Source organism: Pantoea sp. X-Soil-TKNS-1207 (assembly GCF_059730485.1).
The window spans coordinates 1,909,833-1,925,905 of sequence record NZ_AP035958.1; the positions used below are offsets into that span (position 1 = coordinate 1,909,833).

The 16,073-nt window shown below is 55.5% G+C and carries 11 protein-coding genes and 1 other RNA gene; 7 read left to right on the plus strand and 5 right to left on the minus strand.

Going from position 1 to position 16,073, the window contains the following annotated elements; all coding sequences use genetic code 11:
* Positions 1-4: 4 nt before the first annotated feature.
* Positions 5-1,051 (minus strand): 3-deoxy-7-phosphoheptulonate synthase, encoded by a 1,047-nt coding sequence (locus AC6I8V_RS08995; protein ID WP_497845522.1) that lies wholly within the window; start codon positions 1,049-1,051, stop codon positions 5-7.
* 193 nt (positions 1,052-1,244) lie between these two features.
* Entirely contained in the window at positions 1,245-2,072 is an 828-nt protein-coding gene (gene ppsR, locus AC6I8V_RS09000; RefSeq protein WP_497845523.1) for a posphoenolpyruvate synthetase regulatory kinase/phosphorylase PpsR, read from the minus strand.
* Positions 2,073-2,522: 450 nt separating this feature from the next.
* On the opposite strand from ppsR, the gene ppsA reads away from it, so the two are divergent.
* Complete coding sequence (gene ppsA / locus AC6I8V_RS09005; RefSeq protein WP_497845524.1) at positions 2,523-4,910, plus strand: phosphoenolpyruvate synthase; 2,388 nt, start codon at positions 2,523-2,525, stop codon at positions 4,908-4,910.
* A gap of 453 nt (positions 4,911-5,363) precedes the next feature.
* Here ppsA and rprA read toward each other — a convergent pair.
* Both rprA and ydiK read right to left on the minus strand, forming a co-directional pair.
* An RNA gene (rprA, locus tag AC6I8V_RS09010) (antisense sRNA RprA) lies at positions 5,364-5,471 on the minus strand.
* A 255-nt stretch (positions 5,472-5,726) separates the two neighbouring features.
* Positions 5,727-6,839 carry an AI-2E family transporter YdiK gene (ydiK, locus tag AC6I8V_RS09015; RefSeq protein ID WP_497845525.1) on the minus strand — a complete coding sequence of 371 codons (1,113 nt, stop codon included), beginning with the start codon at positions 6,837-6,839 and terminating at the stop codon, positions 5,727-5,729.
* A gap of 208 nt (positions 6,840-7,047) precedes the next feature.
* Between ydiK and ydiJ the strand changes: the two genes are divergently transcribed.
* The gene (ydiJ, locus tag AC6I8V_RS09020; protein ID WP_497845526.1) at positions 7,048-10,101 is read left to right on the plus strand and encodes a D-2-hydroxyglutarate dehydrogenase YdiJ; all 3,054 of its coding nucleotides are present in this window, start codon (positions 7,048-7,050) and stop codon (positions 10,099-10,101) included.
* 33 nt (positions 10,102-10,134) lie between these two features.
* Here ydiJ and AC6I8V_RS09025 read toward each other — a convergent pair whose 3' ends face one another.
* Positions 10,135-10,539, minus strand: a complete 405-nt coding sequence (locus tag AC6I8V_RS09025) for a hypothetical protein (protein ID WP_497845527.1) — start codon at positions 10,537-10,539, stop codon at positions 10,135-10,137.
* 390 nt (positions 10,540-10,929) lie between these two features.
* On the opposite strand from AC6I8V_RS09025, the gene sufA reads away from it, so the two are divergent.
* Genes sufA through sufS form a run of 5 tightly spaced genes read left to right on the plus strand, consistent with a single transcriptional unit; the run spans position 10,930 to position 16,059 of the window.
* Complete coding sequence (gene sufA / locus AC6I8V_RS09030; RefSeq protein WP_497845528.1) at positions 10,930-11,304, plus strand: Fe-S cluster assembly scaffold SufA; 375 nt, start codon at positions 10,930-10,932, stop codon at positions 11,302-11,304.
* A 7-nt stretch (positions 11,305-11,311) separates the two neighbouring features.
* Complete coding sequence (gene sufB, locus AC6I8V_RS09035; protein WP_497845529.1) at positions 11,312-12,805, plus strand: Fe-S cluster assembly protein SufB; 1,494 nt, start codon at positions 11,312-11,314, stop codon at positions 12,803-12,805.
* 35 nt (positions 12,806-12,840) lie between these two features.
* Positions 12,841-13,587, plus strand: coding sequence for a Fe-S cluster assembly ATPase SufC (gene sufC, locus AC6I8V_RS09040; protein WP_497845531.1), 747 nt, complete (start codon positions 12,841-12,843; stop codon positions 13,585-13,587).
* Positions 13,562-14,839 (plus strand): Fe-S cluster assembly protein SufD, encoded by a 1,278-nt coding sequence (gene sufD, locus AC6I8V_RS09045; RefSeq protein ID WP_497845532.1) that lies wholly within the window; start codon positions 13,562-13,564, stop codon positions 14,837-14,839. Before sufC ends, sufD begins: the two co-directional genes overlap by 26 nt.
* Complete coding sequence (sufS, locus tag AC6I8V_RS09050) at positions 14,836-16,059, plus strand: cysteine desulfurase SufS (protein WP_497845533.1); 1,224 nt, start codon at positions 14,836-14,838, stop codon at positions 16,057-16,059. The genes sufD and sufS overlap by 4 nt, the downstream gene beginning before the upstream one ends.
* The last annotated feature ends 14 nt before the right edge of the window (positions 16,060-16,073 follow it).

The following is a 16,073-nucleotide window of genomic DNA, read 5'->3' on the forward strand; positions in this document are numbered from 1 at the left end:
AAAATTAAAACCGGCTGTCGACGGCGGCAGCCAGACGCGCCAGCACCTCGGCGCTGTCGTCCCAGCTCAGGCAGGGGTCGGTGATCGACTGGCCATAAACCAGTGGTTCACCGCTCACCACCTTCTGATTACCTTCCTGCAGGAAACTCTCAATCATCACGCCGGCAATGGCGTCTGAACCGGCGCGAATCTGCGCCGCGACATCTTCCGCCACATCACGCTGGCGACGATGCTGCTTCAGGCAGTTGCCGTGGCTGAAATCGATCACCAGCTGCTGCGGCAAATTGAAATCGCGCAGATTCGCGGCCGCGGCGGCGACATCTTCCGCATGGTAGTTCGGCTGACGGCCACCCCGCAGAATCACATGGCCGTGCGGGTTACCGCTGGTCTGGTAAATGGTCATCTGACCATTTTTGTCCGGCGACAGGAACATATGGCTGACGCGAGAAGCACGGATCGCATCCACGGCGATCTGCACGTTGCCGTCGGTACCATTTTTAAACCCGACCGGGCAGGAGAGCGCGGAGGCCATTTCGCGATGGATCTGGCTTTCGGTGGTCCGTGCGCCGATGGCACCCCAGCTGATCAGGTCAGCAATAAACTGGCCGATCACCATATCGAGGAATTCAGTAGCGGTGGGCATACCGAGCGCATTGATGTCGAGCAGCAGCTGGCGCGCAATGGCAATGCCGCGGTTCACATCAAAGCTGCCGTCCAGATCGGGGTCCGAGATTAAGCCTTTCCAGCCCACCACGGTACGCGGCTTCTCAAAGTAGGCGCGCATCACAATTTCCAGCCGATCCTGATACTGCTCGCGCAGCGCATTCAGGCGCAGTGCATAGTCCAGCGCGGCTTTGGGATCGTGCAGGGAGCAGGGGCCAATAATCACCAGCAGGCGACGATCTTCCCCGGTCAGAATGCGGGCAATGCGCTGGCGCGCTGAGGTGACGGTGGCAGCAATTTCTGCCGAAATGGGGTGTTGTTGCGCTAAAGCGGCTGGCGTTATCAGATTGCCGATGCGCGCGGTACGCAGTTCATCAGTTTTGTTCATTGGGATTCTCAAAAATCTATTCTTCGCAGCGGTGAAATACCGGGAAGTGATGGTGGTCACAATAAACCATTAGTCTGCGAATTCAACCTGCTAAAGCGAAAGGAAATTCAGACAGACGGCAGCCATGCTTTACAAAAGTCACTACAAATCCTGGCGGCGCGGGTTAACGCGCCGCCACAATCAATGCATTACGTCAGTACATACGCCGTGTCAGGCCCATAATGTCGAGGATTTTGGTGGCGATCTCCTCCACCGAATAGTTGGTACTGTTGAGATACCGAATCTGATGGGTGCGGAACAGCGCTTCCACTTCACCGACTTCCAGACGGCACTGGCGCATCGAGGCGTAGCGGGTGTTCTCTGCACGCTCCTGGCGGATCGCCGCCAGACGCTCTGGGTCGATGGTCAGGCCAAACAATTTATGCTGATGAGCACGCAGGGCGGGCGGCAGTTTCAGGTTATCCATATCATCGGCGATAAACGGATAGTTGGCGGCACGTACGCCAAACTGCATCGCCAGGTAGAGGCTGGTGGGCGTTTTACCGCAGCGTGATACACCGAGCAAAATCACCTGCGCCTCCTCCAGGCCGCGCAGTGAAATGCCATCATCATGCGCGAGGGTGTAATCAATGGCGGCGATACGCGCATCATATTTGCCCAGGTTGCTGGCGGTCAGACCGTGGGTACGGTGGGCGACCGGCATCGAAGGCACGCCCAGCTCACTTTGCAACGGGCCGACCAGCGCCTGAACGATGTCCTGGCAGAAGCCCTCGCTCTCCAGAATAATTTCCCGTACGTCAGGGGTGACGATGGAGAAGAACACCAGCGGACGTACCCCGCTTTGCTGATAAAGCGCGTTAATTTGCGCTTTAACCGCCTGAGCACGCTGCACATTTTCGACAAACGGCAGCGTCACGCTATTGGTGATAACCGGGAACTGCGACAGCACCGCATGGCCCAGTACTTCAGCGGTGATGGCGGTGCCATCGGAGATATAGAACACGCTACGTTCAGTGCTCATGGCAGAATTGATCCTCATGGTAACTTTTACGCAACATTGCCGTTGCCGATATTTCATTTTCGTAGATAATAAAACGTAATATCCATATGGAAAAGGGTGTCGCCCTGTACGGCATTAATCTAATAACCAATATAGATGAAATAGCGTTTTATAAATCGCCCTTTTTGCCGCTTATTTTGCTTCGCGCAAAGAATTAAGTCTGCTTTTGTTGCGCAACAAAATGCAAGCGCTAACCCTCTGAAAAGGGGAAATTTATCGGCTAAGCAATCTGTTAGCCTTATTTGGCGTGGTTGCGCAACTCCGCTAATAACGGGTACTAATCCGATTTTGCATTTCTTTCTCTGCTTTAACGATTCAACACTTAGTCTTTATTTATCGCTTGTGCCAGGCTGTATTTGCGAATAGCAAAATGTTCCATGTGCCCCCCTATCATTTAAAAGGATAATCTCGATGTCCAATAAAGGCGAACAGCCGCTAGTGCTCTGGTACAACCAGCTTGGCATGCATGATGTTGATCGGGTGGGAGGCAAAAATGCCTCTCTCGGTGAAATGATTACCAATTTGTCGTCGCTGGGTGTGTCCGTCCCTAATGGTTATGCGACCACATCTTATGCTTTTAATCAGTTTCTCGATCAAAGCGGGCTGAACCAGCGTATCTATGACCTGCTGGACAAGACCGATATTGATGACGTTGATGAACTGGCTAAAGCCGGTAAGCAGATCCGTCAATGGGTGGTTGATACTCCGTTCCAGCCAGAGCTGGAAGCGGCCATCCACGATGCGTATAAGCAATTGTCTGCCGACGATGCTGACGCCTCCTTTGCGGTGCGTTCCTCTGCCACCGCGGAAGACATGCCGGATGCTTCGTTCGCCGGACAGCAGGAAACCTTCCTGAATGTGCAGGGCATTGAAGCGGTGATGGTGGCGGTGAAACATGTCTATGCCTCTTTATTTAACGATCGCGCCATCTCCTATCGCGTGCATCAGGGTTACGACCACCGTGGCGTAGCGCTGTCGGCGGGCGTACAACGCATGGTGCGTTCCGATCTTGCCTCCTCTGGCGTCATGTTCACCATTGATACCGAATCCGGTTTTGATCAGGTGGTGTTTATCACCGCTGCGCTGGGTCTGGGTGAAATGGTGGTGCAGGGCGCTGTGAACCCGGATGAGTTTTATGTGCACAAACCAACGCTGGCTGCGAATCGCCCGGCGATTGTGCGTCGCAATATGGGTTCGAAGAAAGTGCGGATGGTATACGCCGATTCACAGGAGCACGGCGAGCAGGTGCGCATTGAAGATGTGGCTGAAGCCGAGCGCGACCGTTTCTGTCTGAGCGATGATGAAGTCCAGGCGCTGGCGCATCAGGCGGTGCTTATCGAGCAGCACTACAAACGCCCGATGGATATCGAGTGGGCCAAAGATGGCCACACCGGCAAACTGTTTATTGTCCAGGCGCGCCCGGAAACGGTGCGCTCCAACGGTCAGGTGATGGAACGTTACAACCTACAGGGCAAAGGTAAGGTGGTGGTGGAAGGGCGTGCCATTGGTCACCGTATCGGCGCGGGTGAAGTGAAGGTGATTCACGACATCAGTGAAATGAACCGTATCGAGAAAGGCGACGTGCTGGTCACCGACATGACCGACCCGGACTGGGAACCGATCATGAAGAAAGCCTCGGCGATCGTCACCAACCGTGGCGGGCGCACCTGCCATGCGGCGATTATCGCGCGTGAGCTGGGTATTCCGGCTGTCGTAGGTTGCGGTGATGCCACCGACCGGCTGAAAGATGGTCACAAGGTCACCGTCTCCTGCGCCGAAGGCGACACCGGCTACGTCTATGACGATCTGCTGGATTTCGAAGTCACCAGCTCCCAGGTGGATAGCCTGCCGGATCTGCCGCTGAAAATTATGATGAACGTCGGTAACCCGGACCGTGCCTTTGACTTCGCCTGCCTGCCGAATGAAGGCGTGGGACTGGCGCGTCTGGAATTCATTATCAACCGGATGATCGGGGTGCACCCGAAAGCGCTGCTGGAGTTTGACCAACAAACCCCAGCGTTGCAGCAGGAAATCCGTCATATGATGAAGGGCTTTGACGATCCGGTTGAGTTCTATATCGCGCGTCTGACCGAAGGGATCGCCACCCTGGGCGCCGCGTTCGCACCGAAACGCGTCATCGTGCGTCTGTCGGATTTCAAATCGAACGAATACGCCAACCTGGTGGGCGGTGAGCGTTACGAGCCGGAAGAAGAGAACCCGATGCTCGGCTTCCGTGGCGCTGGTCGCTACGTGGCTGACAGCTTCCGTGACTGCTTCGCGCTGGAGTGCGAAGCGGTGAAACGGGTGCGTAACGAAATGGGCCTGACCAACGTGGAAATCATGATCCCGTTTGTGCGCACCGTGGCGCAGGCGGAAGCGGTGGTAGCCGAGCTGGCGAAGCAGGGACTGAAACGCGGCGAAAACGGACTGAAAGTGATTATGATGTGTGAAATCCCATCCAATGCGCTGCTGGCAGAACAGTTCCTGCAACACTTTGATGGCTTCTCCATCGGTTCCAACGATATGACGCAGCTGGCGCTGGGTCTGGATCGTGACTCCGGCGTGGTCTCGGAGCTGTTTGATGAGCGTAACGAGGCGGTGAAAGCACTGCTGTCGATGGCGATTCAGGCGGCGAAGAAACAGGGCAAATACGTCGGTATCTGCGGCCAGGGTCCATCCGACCATCAGGACTTTGCTGCCTGGCTGATGGAAGAGGGTATCGACAGCTTGTCGCTTAACCCGGATACGGTCGTGGAAACCTGGCTGAGTCTGGCGGAGCTGGACGCGGCGAAAGGCTAAGCAATGTTTTAAACGCGTTCCGGGTCATGCCCGGAACGCGCTTCCTGGTTAACGCCACACCGACCGCTGGACACCACTCTTCCTTCTTCTGCAACATCTGGCTTTCCCTGAACCACTTCAGCCCGCTCCGGCGTCATGGTGCGAAAAAATTAATGACTTTTCTGCTCTGCTTCAAATTGACCTGACCGCTGAAATAACGCTTCTCAGTGCGGCAGAAAATCTCTGGCTGAACGCAAAGAATGTTTTTGGCGACAAATTCCAGACTGATTTAGCCGCGGGCCGCGCCATTGTTGCCGGTTCACAGTATCGCAACGCCATCTGGAAGAAGGCGCGCGCCAGCCAGACGGTGCAGGTTTCATTCAGTCGCTAATGCCAAAAAACGCAGTTGGCTGCGCTAAAGAGCCGTCAACTGCGCAATTTTGGTTCAACCCAGTGAACTGAAGCAGAAAAAAGCCAAAAAAAAGCCCATCACAGGGGATGGGCAAAGACTACACACAGCAATTCTTCACTTTACTCAGGGGAAAAAGGTTGTTTAAAAATCAGTGGTTTGATCTCAAACATAGGAAACATGTTATTCACCGCTGCCGCTGGCGTCTTTAAGAATCCTCTTATTAGTTTAAAGCTGATAATCTTTCCGCACCGTTTTTAGGGGTTTTTGCGCGGGAAACAGTGCGGAAAATAATCATTCCGTAAGGGAAACTGGCCTTAATGGGGTGAAAATGCGTTTTTTCTTAAAATTCGCTTATGAAAAAATTCGCTAACCAGAGGGAATTGAGTGGCGGCGATTAACTGAGGTTAACCGCCGCGAGGCAGGGGTCAGGCGGTGTGATCGTCGTGCTCGGTCAGTTCTTCCACCACGGTCTCCGGGTCGTCATCCGGGGCGGGTGCCTCATGCATCCATACCGACACCAGACGATAAGAAACCGCCAGCACGACCGGCCCAATAAACAGGCCAATCATGCCAAACGCCACCAGACCGCCGATGACGCCGGAGAGAATCAGAATCATCGGCAAATCGGCACCCATGCGAATCAGCATCGGGCGCAGCACGTTGTCGAGCGTGCCAACCACACAGCTCCACACCAGCAGCACGGTGCCCCAGGTGGTATCGCCGCTCCAGTAAAGCCAGATAATCGCCGGGACCAGCACGATTAACGGGCCAAGCTGTACCAGGCAGGAGAGGATCATCACCACGGTCAACAGCGTGGCATAGGGGATGCCAGAGATGGCCAGACCGATGCCGCCCAGCACGCCCTGTACCAGCGCCGTAACCACCACGCCAAGCGCAACCGCGCGAATCGCCTGACCGGCCAGCAGCACGGCGGCATCACCACGACGGCCAGCCATACGGTAGGCAAAGTGGCGGATACCGTGTCCAACCTGTTCGCCACGCCAGTAAAGCAGCACGCTAAATAACAGCATCACCGCCAGATGGATCACAAAACGCCCGAAGTGACCCGCCTGCGCGACAAAGAAGCCGGTCGTGCGGCCAACATAAGGCTGCAACTTGCCCATGATGGCTGCGCCACCGCCATCCACCAGCAGGTGATAACTGGAAAACAGCCGGTTGCCCGCCATCGGTATCTGTTTCAGCCAGTCGAGCTGCGGCAATACCAGGTGGCCGCGCGTCGCCCAGGCGATCACCGGCGCGCTGTTATCAATCAGGCTGTTAACCAGCACGGCGATAGGAATGATAAACAGCAGCAATAACAGGATGGCCATAGCGACCACCGCGAGAAAACGACGTCCCCACAGCAGATGTTGCAATTTGATCATCAGCGGCCAGGTGGCAATCACCACCATGCTGGCCCAGGCAAAACCTAAAATAAACGGCTGAACCACCCACAGACAGGCGATGATCATGATCAGGATGAACATCAGTGAGAACAGCATTTGCGGTAAATCCATACCGCGGTGCAGGTTTTTCATAACAGCGTTTTGACCTCGATAAAATCCTTTACGGTGGGGCTTACCGGCCCCTGATCAATGATGATCTATTTCCCGAATATAAAACAGGAAAATGCAGGGGGCTTTTTACGCTCCCTGAAAAAACAGCGGTCAGCAAAAAAATGTGATAAAACGGGAGATTCATAAAAATGAACTACGCAAACGTTTACAACATCTCGGTCACCCAATAATGATCCCACAGATTTCCCAGGCACCGGGCCTCGTTCAACTGGTGCTGACATTCCTGCAGTCATTAAAAGAGCAAGGATTCACCGGCGATACCGCCACCAGCTACGCCGATCGTCTCTCCCTTTCTACCGATAACAGCATCTATCAGCTGCTGCCGGACGCCGCGCTGTTCCCGCGTTCCACGGCGGATGTGGCGCTGATTGCCCGTCTTGCCGGTGAAGAACGTTTTGCCAGCCTGGTGTTTACCCCGCGCGGCGGCGGTACCGGCACCAACGGACAGTCGCTGAACCAGGGAATTGTGGTCGATATGTCGCGCTACATGAACCGTATTCTGGAAATCAACACCGAGCAGGGCTGGGTGCGGGTTGAAGCGGGGGTCGTGAAAGATCAGCTCAATGCCTGGCTGAAGCCGTATGGCTTTTTCTTCTCGCCGGAACTCTCGACCAGTAACCGCGCCACCCTTGGCGGGATGATCAATACCGATGCCTCCGGGCAGGGATCGCTGGTGTATGGTAAAACCTCCGATCATGTGGTCGGCCTGCGTGCCGTGCTGCTGGGGGGAGATATCCTCGATACCCGCGCGATGCCGACCGAACTGGCGGAAAAACTGGCGCAGACGCCGACCGCCGAAGGGCGTATTTATCAGCAGGTGATGTCCCGCTGTCGCGAACAGCGCGCGCTGATTCTGGAAAAATTCCCCAAACTGAACCGCTTTCTCACCGGCTACGATCTGCGTCATGTGTTCAGCGACGATCTGCAAACCTTTGACCTGACGCGTCTGCTGTGCGGCGCCGAAGGTACGCTGGCGTTTATCACCGAAGCGCGCCTCGACATCACGCCGATCCCGAAAGTACGTCGTCTGGTCAATATTAAGTACGACTCGTTCGACTCAGCGCTGCGTAACGCGCCCTTTATGGTTGAAGCGAAAGCGCTATCGGTCGAAACCGTTGATTCCAAAGTACTGAACCTGGCGCGTGAAGATATCGTCTGGCATTCGGTGAAGGAGCTAATCACCGATGTGCCCGATAAAGAGATGCTGGGGCTGAATATCGTCGAGTTTGCCGGTGATGACGGCGAACTGATTGAGCAGCAGGTTTCGATGCTGTGTCAGCGCCTCGATGAACTGATGGCGCAGCGCCTGGGCGGCGTGATTGGCTATCAACTCTGCGACGATCTGGGCGGTATCGAGCGTATCTATAATATGCGCAAAAAAGCGGTTGGCCTACTCGGTAACGCCAAAGGGCGTGCCAAGCCGATTCCGTTTGTCGAAGATACCGCGGTGCCGCCGGAGCAGCTGGCCGATTACATCGTCGATTTCCGTGCGCTGCTGGATAGCCACGGCCTGAGCTATGGCATGTTCGGTCACGTTGATGCTGGCGTACTGCACGTACGTCCGGCGCTGGATATGTGCGACCCGCAGCAGGAGATGCTGATGAAACAGATCTCCGATGAAGTGGTGGCGCTGACCGCGCGTTACGGCGGCCTGCTGTGGGGCGAGCACGGTAAAGGGTTCCGCGCCCAGTACAGCCCGGCGTTTTTCGGTGAAACCTTATTTAACGAGTTGCGTCGCATCAAAGCGGCATTCGACCCGGATAACCGTCTGAACCCCGGTAAAATCTGTACGCCAATGGGCAGCGATGAGCCGATGATGCAGGTCGATGCGGTGAAGCGGGGGACCTACGATCGTCAGATCCCGCTCACGGTACGCAACGACTGGCGCGGCGCGATGGAGTGCAACGGCAACGGCCTGTGCTTCAACTTTGACACGCGCAGCCCGATGTGTCCGTCGATGAAAATCACCCGCAACCGCATCCACTCGCCCAAAGGCCGTGCGACGCTGACGCGCGAATGGTTACGTTTGTTATCGGAGCAGGGCGTCGATCCGGTGCAACTGGAGAAATCGCTGCCTGAGCAGCGCGCCAGCCTGCGCACGCTGATCCAGCGTACCCGTAACTCCTGGCATGCGCAGCAGGGGGAGTATGACTTCTCCCATGAAGTGAAAGAGGCGATGTCGGGCTGTCTGGCGTGTAAAGCCTGTTCGACCCAGTGTCCGATTAAGATCGATGTCCCGAACTTCCGCTCACGCTTCCTGCAGCTCTATCACACCCGTTATCTGCGTCCGATGAGCGACCATCTGGTGGCGGCGGTGGAAGGCTATGCGCCGCTGATGGCGAAAGCGCCGAAGGTGTTTAACTTCTTCCTGAAACAGCCGTGGGTGCGCGATCTCAGCAAAAAACATATCGGCATGGTCGATCTGCCGCTGCTGTCGTCGCCGAGCCTGAAGCAACAGCTGAGCGGCCATCCGGCCATGAACCTGACGCTGGAGCAGCTGGAAGCGCTCGACAGCGCCGCGCGGGAAAATTGTGTGCTGGTGGTGCAGGATCCGTTCACCAGCTACTACGAGGCTCAGCTGGTGACCGACTTCGTCAAACTGATTGAGAAGCTCGGTTTCCGCCCGGTGCTGCTGCCGTTTTCACCGAATGGCAAAGCGCAGCATGTGAAAGGTTTCCTGCAACGCTTTGCCCGCACCGCAGAGAAAACCGCTGATTTCCTCAATCGCGTCGCGCAGCTCGGTATGCCAATGGTCGGCGTCGATCCTGCCACCGTGTTGTGTTATCGCGACGAATACAATCAGGTGCTGGGAGAGAAACGCGGGGAGTTCAGCGTGCTGCTGGTGCACGAATGGCTGCAACAGGCGGTGGCGGAGCGCGCGGTGCAGAGCACCAGCGGTGAAGCCTGGTATCTGTTCGCCCACTGCACCGAGGTGACGGCGCTGCCTTCCACGCCTAACCAGTGGCAGGATATTTTCGCCCGCTTCGGCGCGAAACTGGAAAATATCAACGTGGGCTGTTGCGGGATGGCCGGCACTTACGGACACGAAAGCAAGAATCTCGAAAATTCATTGGGAATTTACGCGCTCTCCTGGCATCCGCAGCTACAAAAACTGCCACGTCAGCGCTGTCTCGCCACGGGTTTCTCCTGCCGTAGCCAGGTGAAACGTGCCGAAGGGAATGGTATGCGCCATCCATTACAGGCATTGCTGGAAATGATGTAAACAAATTGTAGGAGACGTCACAACGCAGCTGGATTAGAATATCCAGCCTGCGTGGCGGACGAAATCACTCTGCAGGTTGGTGGCTTGATCCCACTCACCGCTCAGCGCCAGTTGATGACACAAGCGAGTCAGCGACAGGCGCGCCAGTTGATAGGCCTGAATACGGAACAGGCGGTCGCGATCGGCATTGCCCATCTCCTGCACTAAGCGGTGATGAAGCTTGCCCATGGCGTGCAGATAGCTCTGGTCGTCGCCATTCAGTTCGCAGATTTCTGCCATGTCGAGACAGGTGTCGTTAAAGCGACGCAGCTGTTCGATAGTACAATCGGTGCGGTTGAGCTTTGCCTGAGCCATATAGAAGTCAACGGTGATATCACGCACCGAAAACTTATATTCATCGATTTTGTGTTGTAACCAGGCTGAGACGGTAAGCGCCATATCGCCACCTTAAATGGGTTAATGATAATCATTATCATATTCAACCGCGTCAGGAATGCAATTCCCGTAGAGAAATTTTATTGATTTACTTTGCCTGTTGCTCAAATCGGCAATAACAATTTCTTCACATTAAGGAAAGGCGTAACCTATCAATAAGCGGTAAGTCGTAAAGTGGCAAAACGAAATTTTACGGGTTTTTAACGGGTTACAGCAGCAATGACGCGGCAGGATTGGCTGCCGCAAAGCAGTGTGAAGCGACTATGCTTAATTAAGTACCAGTAAAAAACAGCACGAGATGATTATCCCTGCAAAACAAGAGGTTGAAGTGGTATCCGATATCACTACCATAGGGGGATAGCCTGAAAAGGCCCAGACTTACGAGGTAGCACTATGTCATCAGTAAATGCAGCTTCTTTTTCACCCGATGATTTCGTCTGGAAAGGACTGACGCTGACCGAATCGGCAGCAAAACAAATTCTTAACCTGGCCGCTCAGGACCCGGAAGTGAAGGGTCTGCGGTTAGGGGTGAAACAGTCCGGCTGTGCCGGATTTGGTTACGTTATGGACCTGGCAAAAACGCCGGCCGATGACGAACTGCAGTTCTCCTACTTTGGCGCAACGCTGTTTGTGCCGCTACAGGCAATGCCTTTTGTCGATGGCACCGAAGTGGACTACGTCCGTGAAGGCCTGAATCAGATCTTTAAATTTAACAACCCTAAAGCTCAGCACGCCTGCGGGTGCGGTGAAAGCTTTGGCGTCGAGTAAGTGAAATATGTCACGACACAGCGAAACATCTGACGATGTACAAATGTGGGAAGGCAAGCTCAATTATAAAGAGGGCTTCTTCACCCAATTGCAAACCGAAGAATTTGCTCACGGCATCAATGAAGATGTGGTGCGGGCAATTTCGGCTAAGCGTAACGAGCCAGAGTGGATGCTGGAGTTTCGTCTTAAAGCCTTTCGTGCCTGGCTGGAAATGGAAGAGCCGCACTGGCTGAAAGCGCATTACGAGAAACTTGACTATCAGGATTACAGCTATTACTCCGCGCCTTCCTGTGGCAACTGCGATGACACCTGCGCTTCAGAACCGGGTGCCACTCAGGCTTCAGGCAGCACCCCTGCCAGCGATTATCTGACGCAGGAAGTGGAAAACGCCTTTAACCAGCTGGGTGTCCCGGTGCGTGAAGGCAAAGAAGTGGCGGTCGATGCGATTTTCGACTCCGTTTCGGTTGCCACCACCTATCGCGGCAAACTGGCGGAGCAGGGCATCATTTTCTGTTCCTTCGGTGAAGCGATTCAGGAACACCCGGAACTGGTGAAGAAGTATCTCGGCACGGTCGTCCCGGCTAACGATAACTTCTTTGCGGCGCTGAACTCCGCAGTGGCCTCGGACGGTACCTTTGTGTATATCCCGAAAGGCGTACGCTGCCCGATGGAGCTGTCGACCTATTTCCGCATTAACGCGGCGAAAACCGGCCAGTTCGAACGTACCATTCTGATCGCTGACGAAGATAGCTACGTCAGCTACATCGAAGGTTGCTCGGCACCGGTGCGCGATACCTATCAGCTGCACGCGGCGGTGGTGGAAGTCATTATCCACAAAAACGCTGAAGTGAAATATTCCACCGTACAGAACTGGTTCCCAGGCGGTGAAGGCGATGGCGGTATCCTCAACTTCGTGACCAAGCGTGCGCTGTGCGAAGGCGACTACAGCAAAATGTCGTGGACCCAGTCGGAAACCGGCTCTGCCATCACCTGGAAATACCCGAGCTGCATTCTGCGCGGTGATCACTCCATCGGTGAGTTCTACTCTGTGGCACTGACCAGCGGACATCAGCAGGCCGATACCGGCACCAAGATGATCCACATCGGCAAGAACACCAAATCGACGATTATTTCGAAAGGGATCTCCGCCGGTAAGAGCCAGAACACCTATCGCGGCCTGGTGAAAATCATGCCTACGGCGACCAACGCGCGTAACTTCACCCAGTGTGATTCGATGCTGATTGGTGCGGATTGCGGCGCGCATACTTTCCCGTATGTGGAAGCACGCAACAACACCGCGCAGCTGGAACATGAAGCCACCACCTCGCGTATCGGCGAAGATCAGATGTTCTACTGTCTGCAGCGTGGCATCAGTGAAGAAGATGCGATCTCAATGATCGTCAACGGCTTCTGTAAAGATGTTTTCTCCGAGCTGCCACTGGAATTCGCCGTGGAAGCGCAAAAATTGTTAGCAATCAGCCTTGAGCACAGCGTGGGCTGATGGCCCGTTGCCGGAAGCAATGTGAAGGAAAGAGTATGTTAAGCATTAAAGATTTACAGGTTAGTGTTGAAGACAAAGAGATTTTGCGCGGTCTGAACCTTGAGGTTAAACCGGGTGAAGTCCACGCCATTATGGGACCGAACGGTTCCGGTAAAAGTACGCTGTCTGCAACCCTGGCTGGTCGTGAAGATTATGAAGTCACCGGCGGTTCCGTCTCCTTCAAAGGCAAAGATCTGCTGGAGCTGGAACCGGAAGAACGCGCGGGCGAAGGCATCTTTATGGCGTTCCAGTACCCGGTAGAAATTCCGGGTGTCAGCAACCAGTTTTTCCTCCAGACCTCCGTCAATGCGGTGCGTAAATACCGTGAGCAGGAGGAACTGGATCGCTTCGACTTCCAGGACTTTATCGAAGATAAAATCCACCTGCTGAAAATGCCGGAAGATCTGCTGACCCGCTCCGTCAACGTCGGCTTCTCCGGCGGTGAGAAAAAGCGTAACGATATTCTGCAAATGGCGGCGCTGGAGCCGGATCTGTGCATCCTCGATGAGACGGACTCCGGTCTGGACATCGATGCGCTGAAAATTGTCGCCAACGGCGTTAACAGCCTGCGCGACGGTAAGCGCTCATTCATCATCGTTACCCACTACCAGCGCATCCTGGATTACATCCAGCCGGATCACGTCCATGTGCTGTATCAGGGTAAAATTGTGAAGTCTGGCGACTTTTCGCTGGTGAAACAGCTGGAGGAGCAAGGCTATGGCTGGCTTACCGACGAAGAGTGATAACGCCCTGCAACAGTGGCATCACCTGTTTGAATCGCGCGGCGACGTGCGTTCCTTACAGGCACAGCAGCACTGGCAGCAACTGATGCGTCTCGGCTTGCCAACGCGCAAGCATGAGAACTGGAAATACACCCCGCTGGATGGCCTGCTGGCGCAGCAGTTTTTACTGCCGCAGCCGCAGGAGGTCAGCGCAGCGCAGGTTGAGCAGCTGGCGCTGCCGATTGACGCGGTGCGTCTGGTGTTTGTTGACGGTCGCTTCCAGCCTGCGCTGAGCAGCCGCGATACCGGCCTGTTTGAGGTCCAGCATTCGCAGGCGGCAGAACGTCGCCCGCTGCCGGCACCGGTACAACCGGAAGTGTTCCTGCATCTGACTGAAAGCCTGGCGGAAGAAGCCACCAGCATTCGTCTGGCGCGTGGCAAAGCGGCGGCGCTGCCGCTGTATCTGCTGCACATCACCAGCGGTCAGGAAGCGGGCATGAATACCGTGCATCATCGCCACCATTTGCAGCTGGAAGCCAGCGCAGAGGCGGAGGTGATTGAGCATTATGTGACGCTGAATGATGTGGCCCATTTCACCGGTGCGCGCTTCACCTTTGACGTTGCCGACAACGCCAAACTGTCGCATATCAAACTGTCGTTTGAGAGCGAGAAAAGCTACCACTTCGCCCACAACGATGTGGTGATTGGTCGCGATGCGCAGGTCTCTACCACCAGCTTCCTGCTGGGTGCCGGTTTGTCTCGTCACAACACCAGCACGCAGCTGAACGGTGAAAATACCAATCTGGCGATGAACAGCCTGGCGCTGCCGGTGAATCAGGAAGTGTGCGATACCCGTACCTATCTGGAACACAACAAGGGCTACTGCCTGAGCCGTCAGATGCACAAAACCATCGTGCGTGACAAAGGACGCGCGGTGTTTAACGGCCATATTAAAGTGGCGCAGCATGCGCTGAAAACTGACGGACAGATGACCAACAACAACCTGTTGCTGGGACGTCTGGCGGAAGTGGACACCAAGCCGCAGCTGGAAATCTATGCCGATGATGTGAAATGTAGCCACGGTGCGACGATCGGACGTATCGACGACGAGCAGATGTTCTATCTGCGTTCGCGCGGTATCGATGAGACCTCGGCACAGCGTATGATCATTCACGCCTTTGCGGCTGAACTGACCGAAACGCTGGACAACCCGGTGCTGCGTCAGGTGGTGCTTCAGCGTATCGCTGAGCGCATCCCAGGAGTTGAGTCATGAGTTTCGATCTCGAACGAATCAGAGCGGAATTTCCGATTCTGAAACGCGAGGTCAACGGTCATCCGCTGGCTTATCTGGATAGTGCGGCCAGCGCACAGCGTCCGCTGGCCGTCATTAATGCGGAAAGTTATTTTTATCAGCACGGCTATGCGGCCGTGCACCGCGGTATTCACTCGCTGAGTGCCCAGGCGACGACCGATATGGAAAACGTGCGCATTCAGGCCGCACGCTTTCTGAACGCATCGTCACCGGAAGAGATTGTGTTCGTCAAAGGCACCACCGAGGGCATCAACCTGGTGGCCAATAGCTGGGGCGGCAGTCAGTTGCAGCCGGGCGACAACATCATCATCACCGAGATGGAGCATCACGCCAACATCGTGCCCTGGCAGATGGTGGCGCAGCGCACCGGTGCGGAAATTCGCGTACTGCCGTTGAATGATCAGGGTGAACTGGCGCTGGAGCAACTGGCCGGGCTGATCGACAGCCGGACCCGTTTGCTGGCGGTGACGCACGTTTCTAACGTGCTCGGCACCGTCAACCCGGTCAAAGCTATTGTGGCGCAGGCGAAAGCCGCCGGTGTCGTCACGCTGGTGGATGGCGCGCAGGCGGTGATGCATCATGCCGTCGACGTGCAGGACATCGATTGTGATTTCTACGTCTTCTCGGGCCACAAGATTTACGGACCGACCGGCATTGGCGTGCTGTATGGCCGCAAAGCGCTGCTCGACATCATGCCTCCGTGGGAAGGTGGCGGTTCGATGATCGATCAGGTGGTGCTGCCTACCGGGACCACCTGGAACACCGCGCCGTGGCGTTTTGAAGCCGGTACCCCGAATACCGGTGGCATCATCGGCCTGGGTGCGGCGCTGACGTGGATCACCGAACTGGGGCTGGATACCATTCATCAGCGTGAATCGATGCTGATGCGTTACGCGCTGGATAAATTGGCTTCGGTGCCGGATCTGACCATCTATGGTCCGAGCGCGCGTAGCGGCGTGGTCGCCTTTAATCTTGGCAAGCACCATGCGTTTGACGTGGGCAGCTTCCTCGATCAATACGGCATCGCCATCCGTACCGGCCATCATTGCGCCATGCCGCTGATGCGCCACTATGCGGTACCCGCCATGTGCCGTGCCTCTTTCGCGCTGTATAACAGCGAGGAAGAAGCCGACCGTCTGGCGGCTGGTCTGACGCGAATTCATCGTCTGCTGGGCGGTTGAGCAGATTTCAGGAG

Excerpts from the sequence above, each read along its gene's own strand:
- AC6I8V_RS09025 (WP_497845527.1), bottom strand. The coding sequence starts at position 10,539 with ATGGCGCTTACCGTCTCAGCCTGGTTACAACACAAAATCGATGAATAT.
- ppsR (WP_497845523.1), bottom strand. The coding sequence starts at position 2,072 with ATGAGCACTGAACGTAGCGTGTTCTATATCTCCGATGGCACCGCCATC.
- sufC (WP_497845531.1), top strand. The coding sequence starts at position 12,841 with ATGTTAAGCATTAAAGATTTACAGGTTAGTGTTGAAGACAAAGAGATT.
- sufS (WP_497845533.1), top strand. The coding sequence starts at position 14,836 with ATGAGTTTCGATCTCGAACGAATCAGAGCGGAATTTCCGATTCTGAAA.
- ppsA (WP_497845524.1), top strand. The coding sequence starts at position 2,523 with ATGTCCAATAAAGGCGAACAGCCGCTAGTGCTCTGGTACAACCAGCTT.
- ydiJ (WP_497845526.1), top strand. The coding sequence starts at position 7,048 with ATGATCCCACAGATTTCCCAGGCACCGGGCCTCGTTCAACTGGTGCTG.
- sufD (WP_497845532.1), top strand. The coding sequence starts at position 13,562 with ATGGCTGGCTTACCGACGAAGAGTGATAACGCCCTGCAACAGTGGCAT.
- sufA (WP_497845528.1), top strand. The coding sequence starts at position 10,930 with ATGTCATCAGTAAATGCAGCTTCTTTTTCACCCGATGATTTCGTCTGG.
- AC6I8V_RS08995 (WP_497845522.1), bottom strand. The coding sequence starts at position 1,051 with ATGAACAAAACTGATGAACTGCGTACCGCGCGCATCGGCAATCTGATA.
- ydiK (WP_497845525.1), bottom strand. The coding sequence starts at position 6,839 with ATGAAAAACCTGCACCGCGGTATGGATTTACCGCAAATGCTGTTCTCA.
- sufB (WP_497845529.1), top strand. The coding sequence starts at position 11,312 with ATGTCACGACACAGCGAAACATCTGACGATGTACAAATGTGGGAAGGC.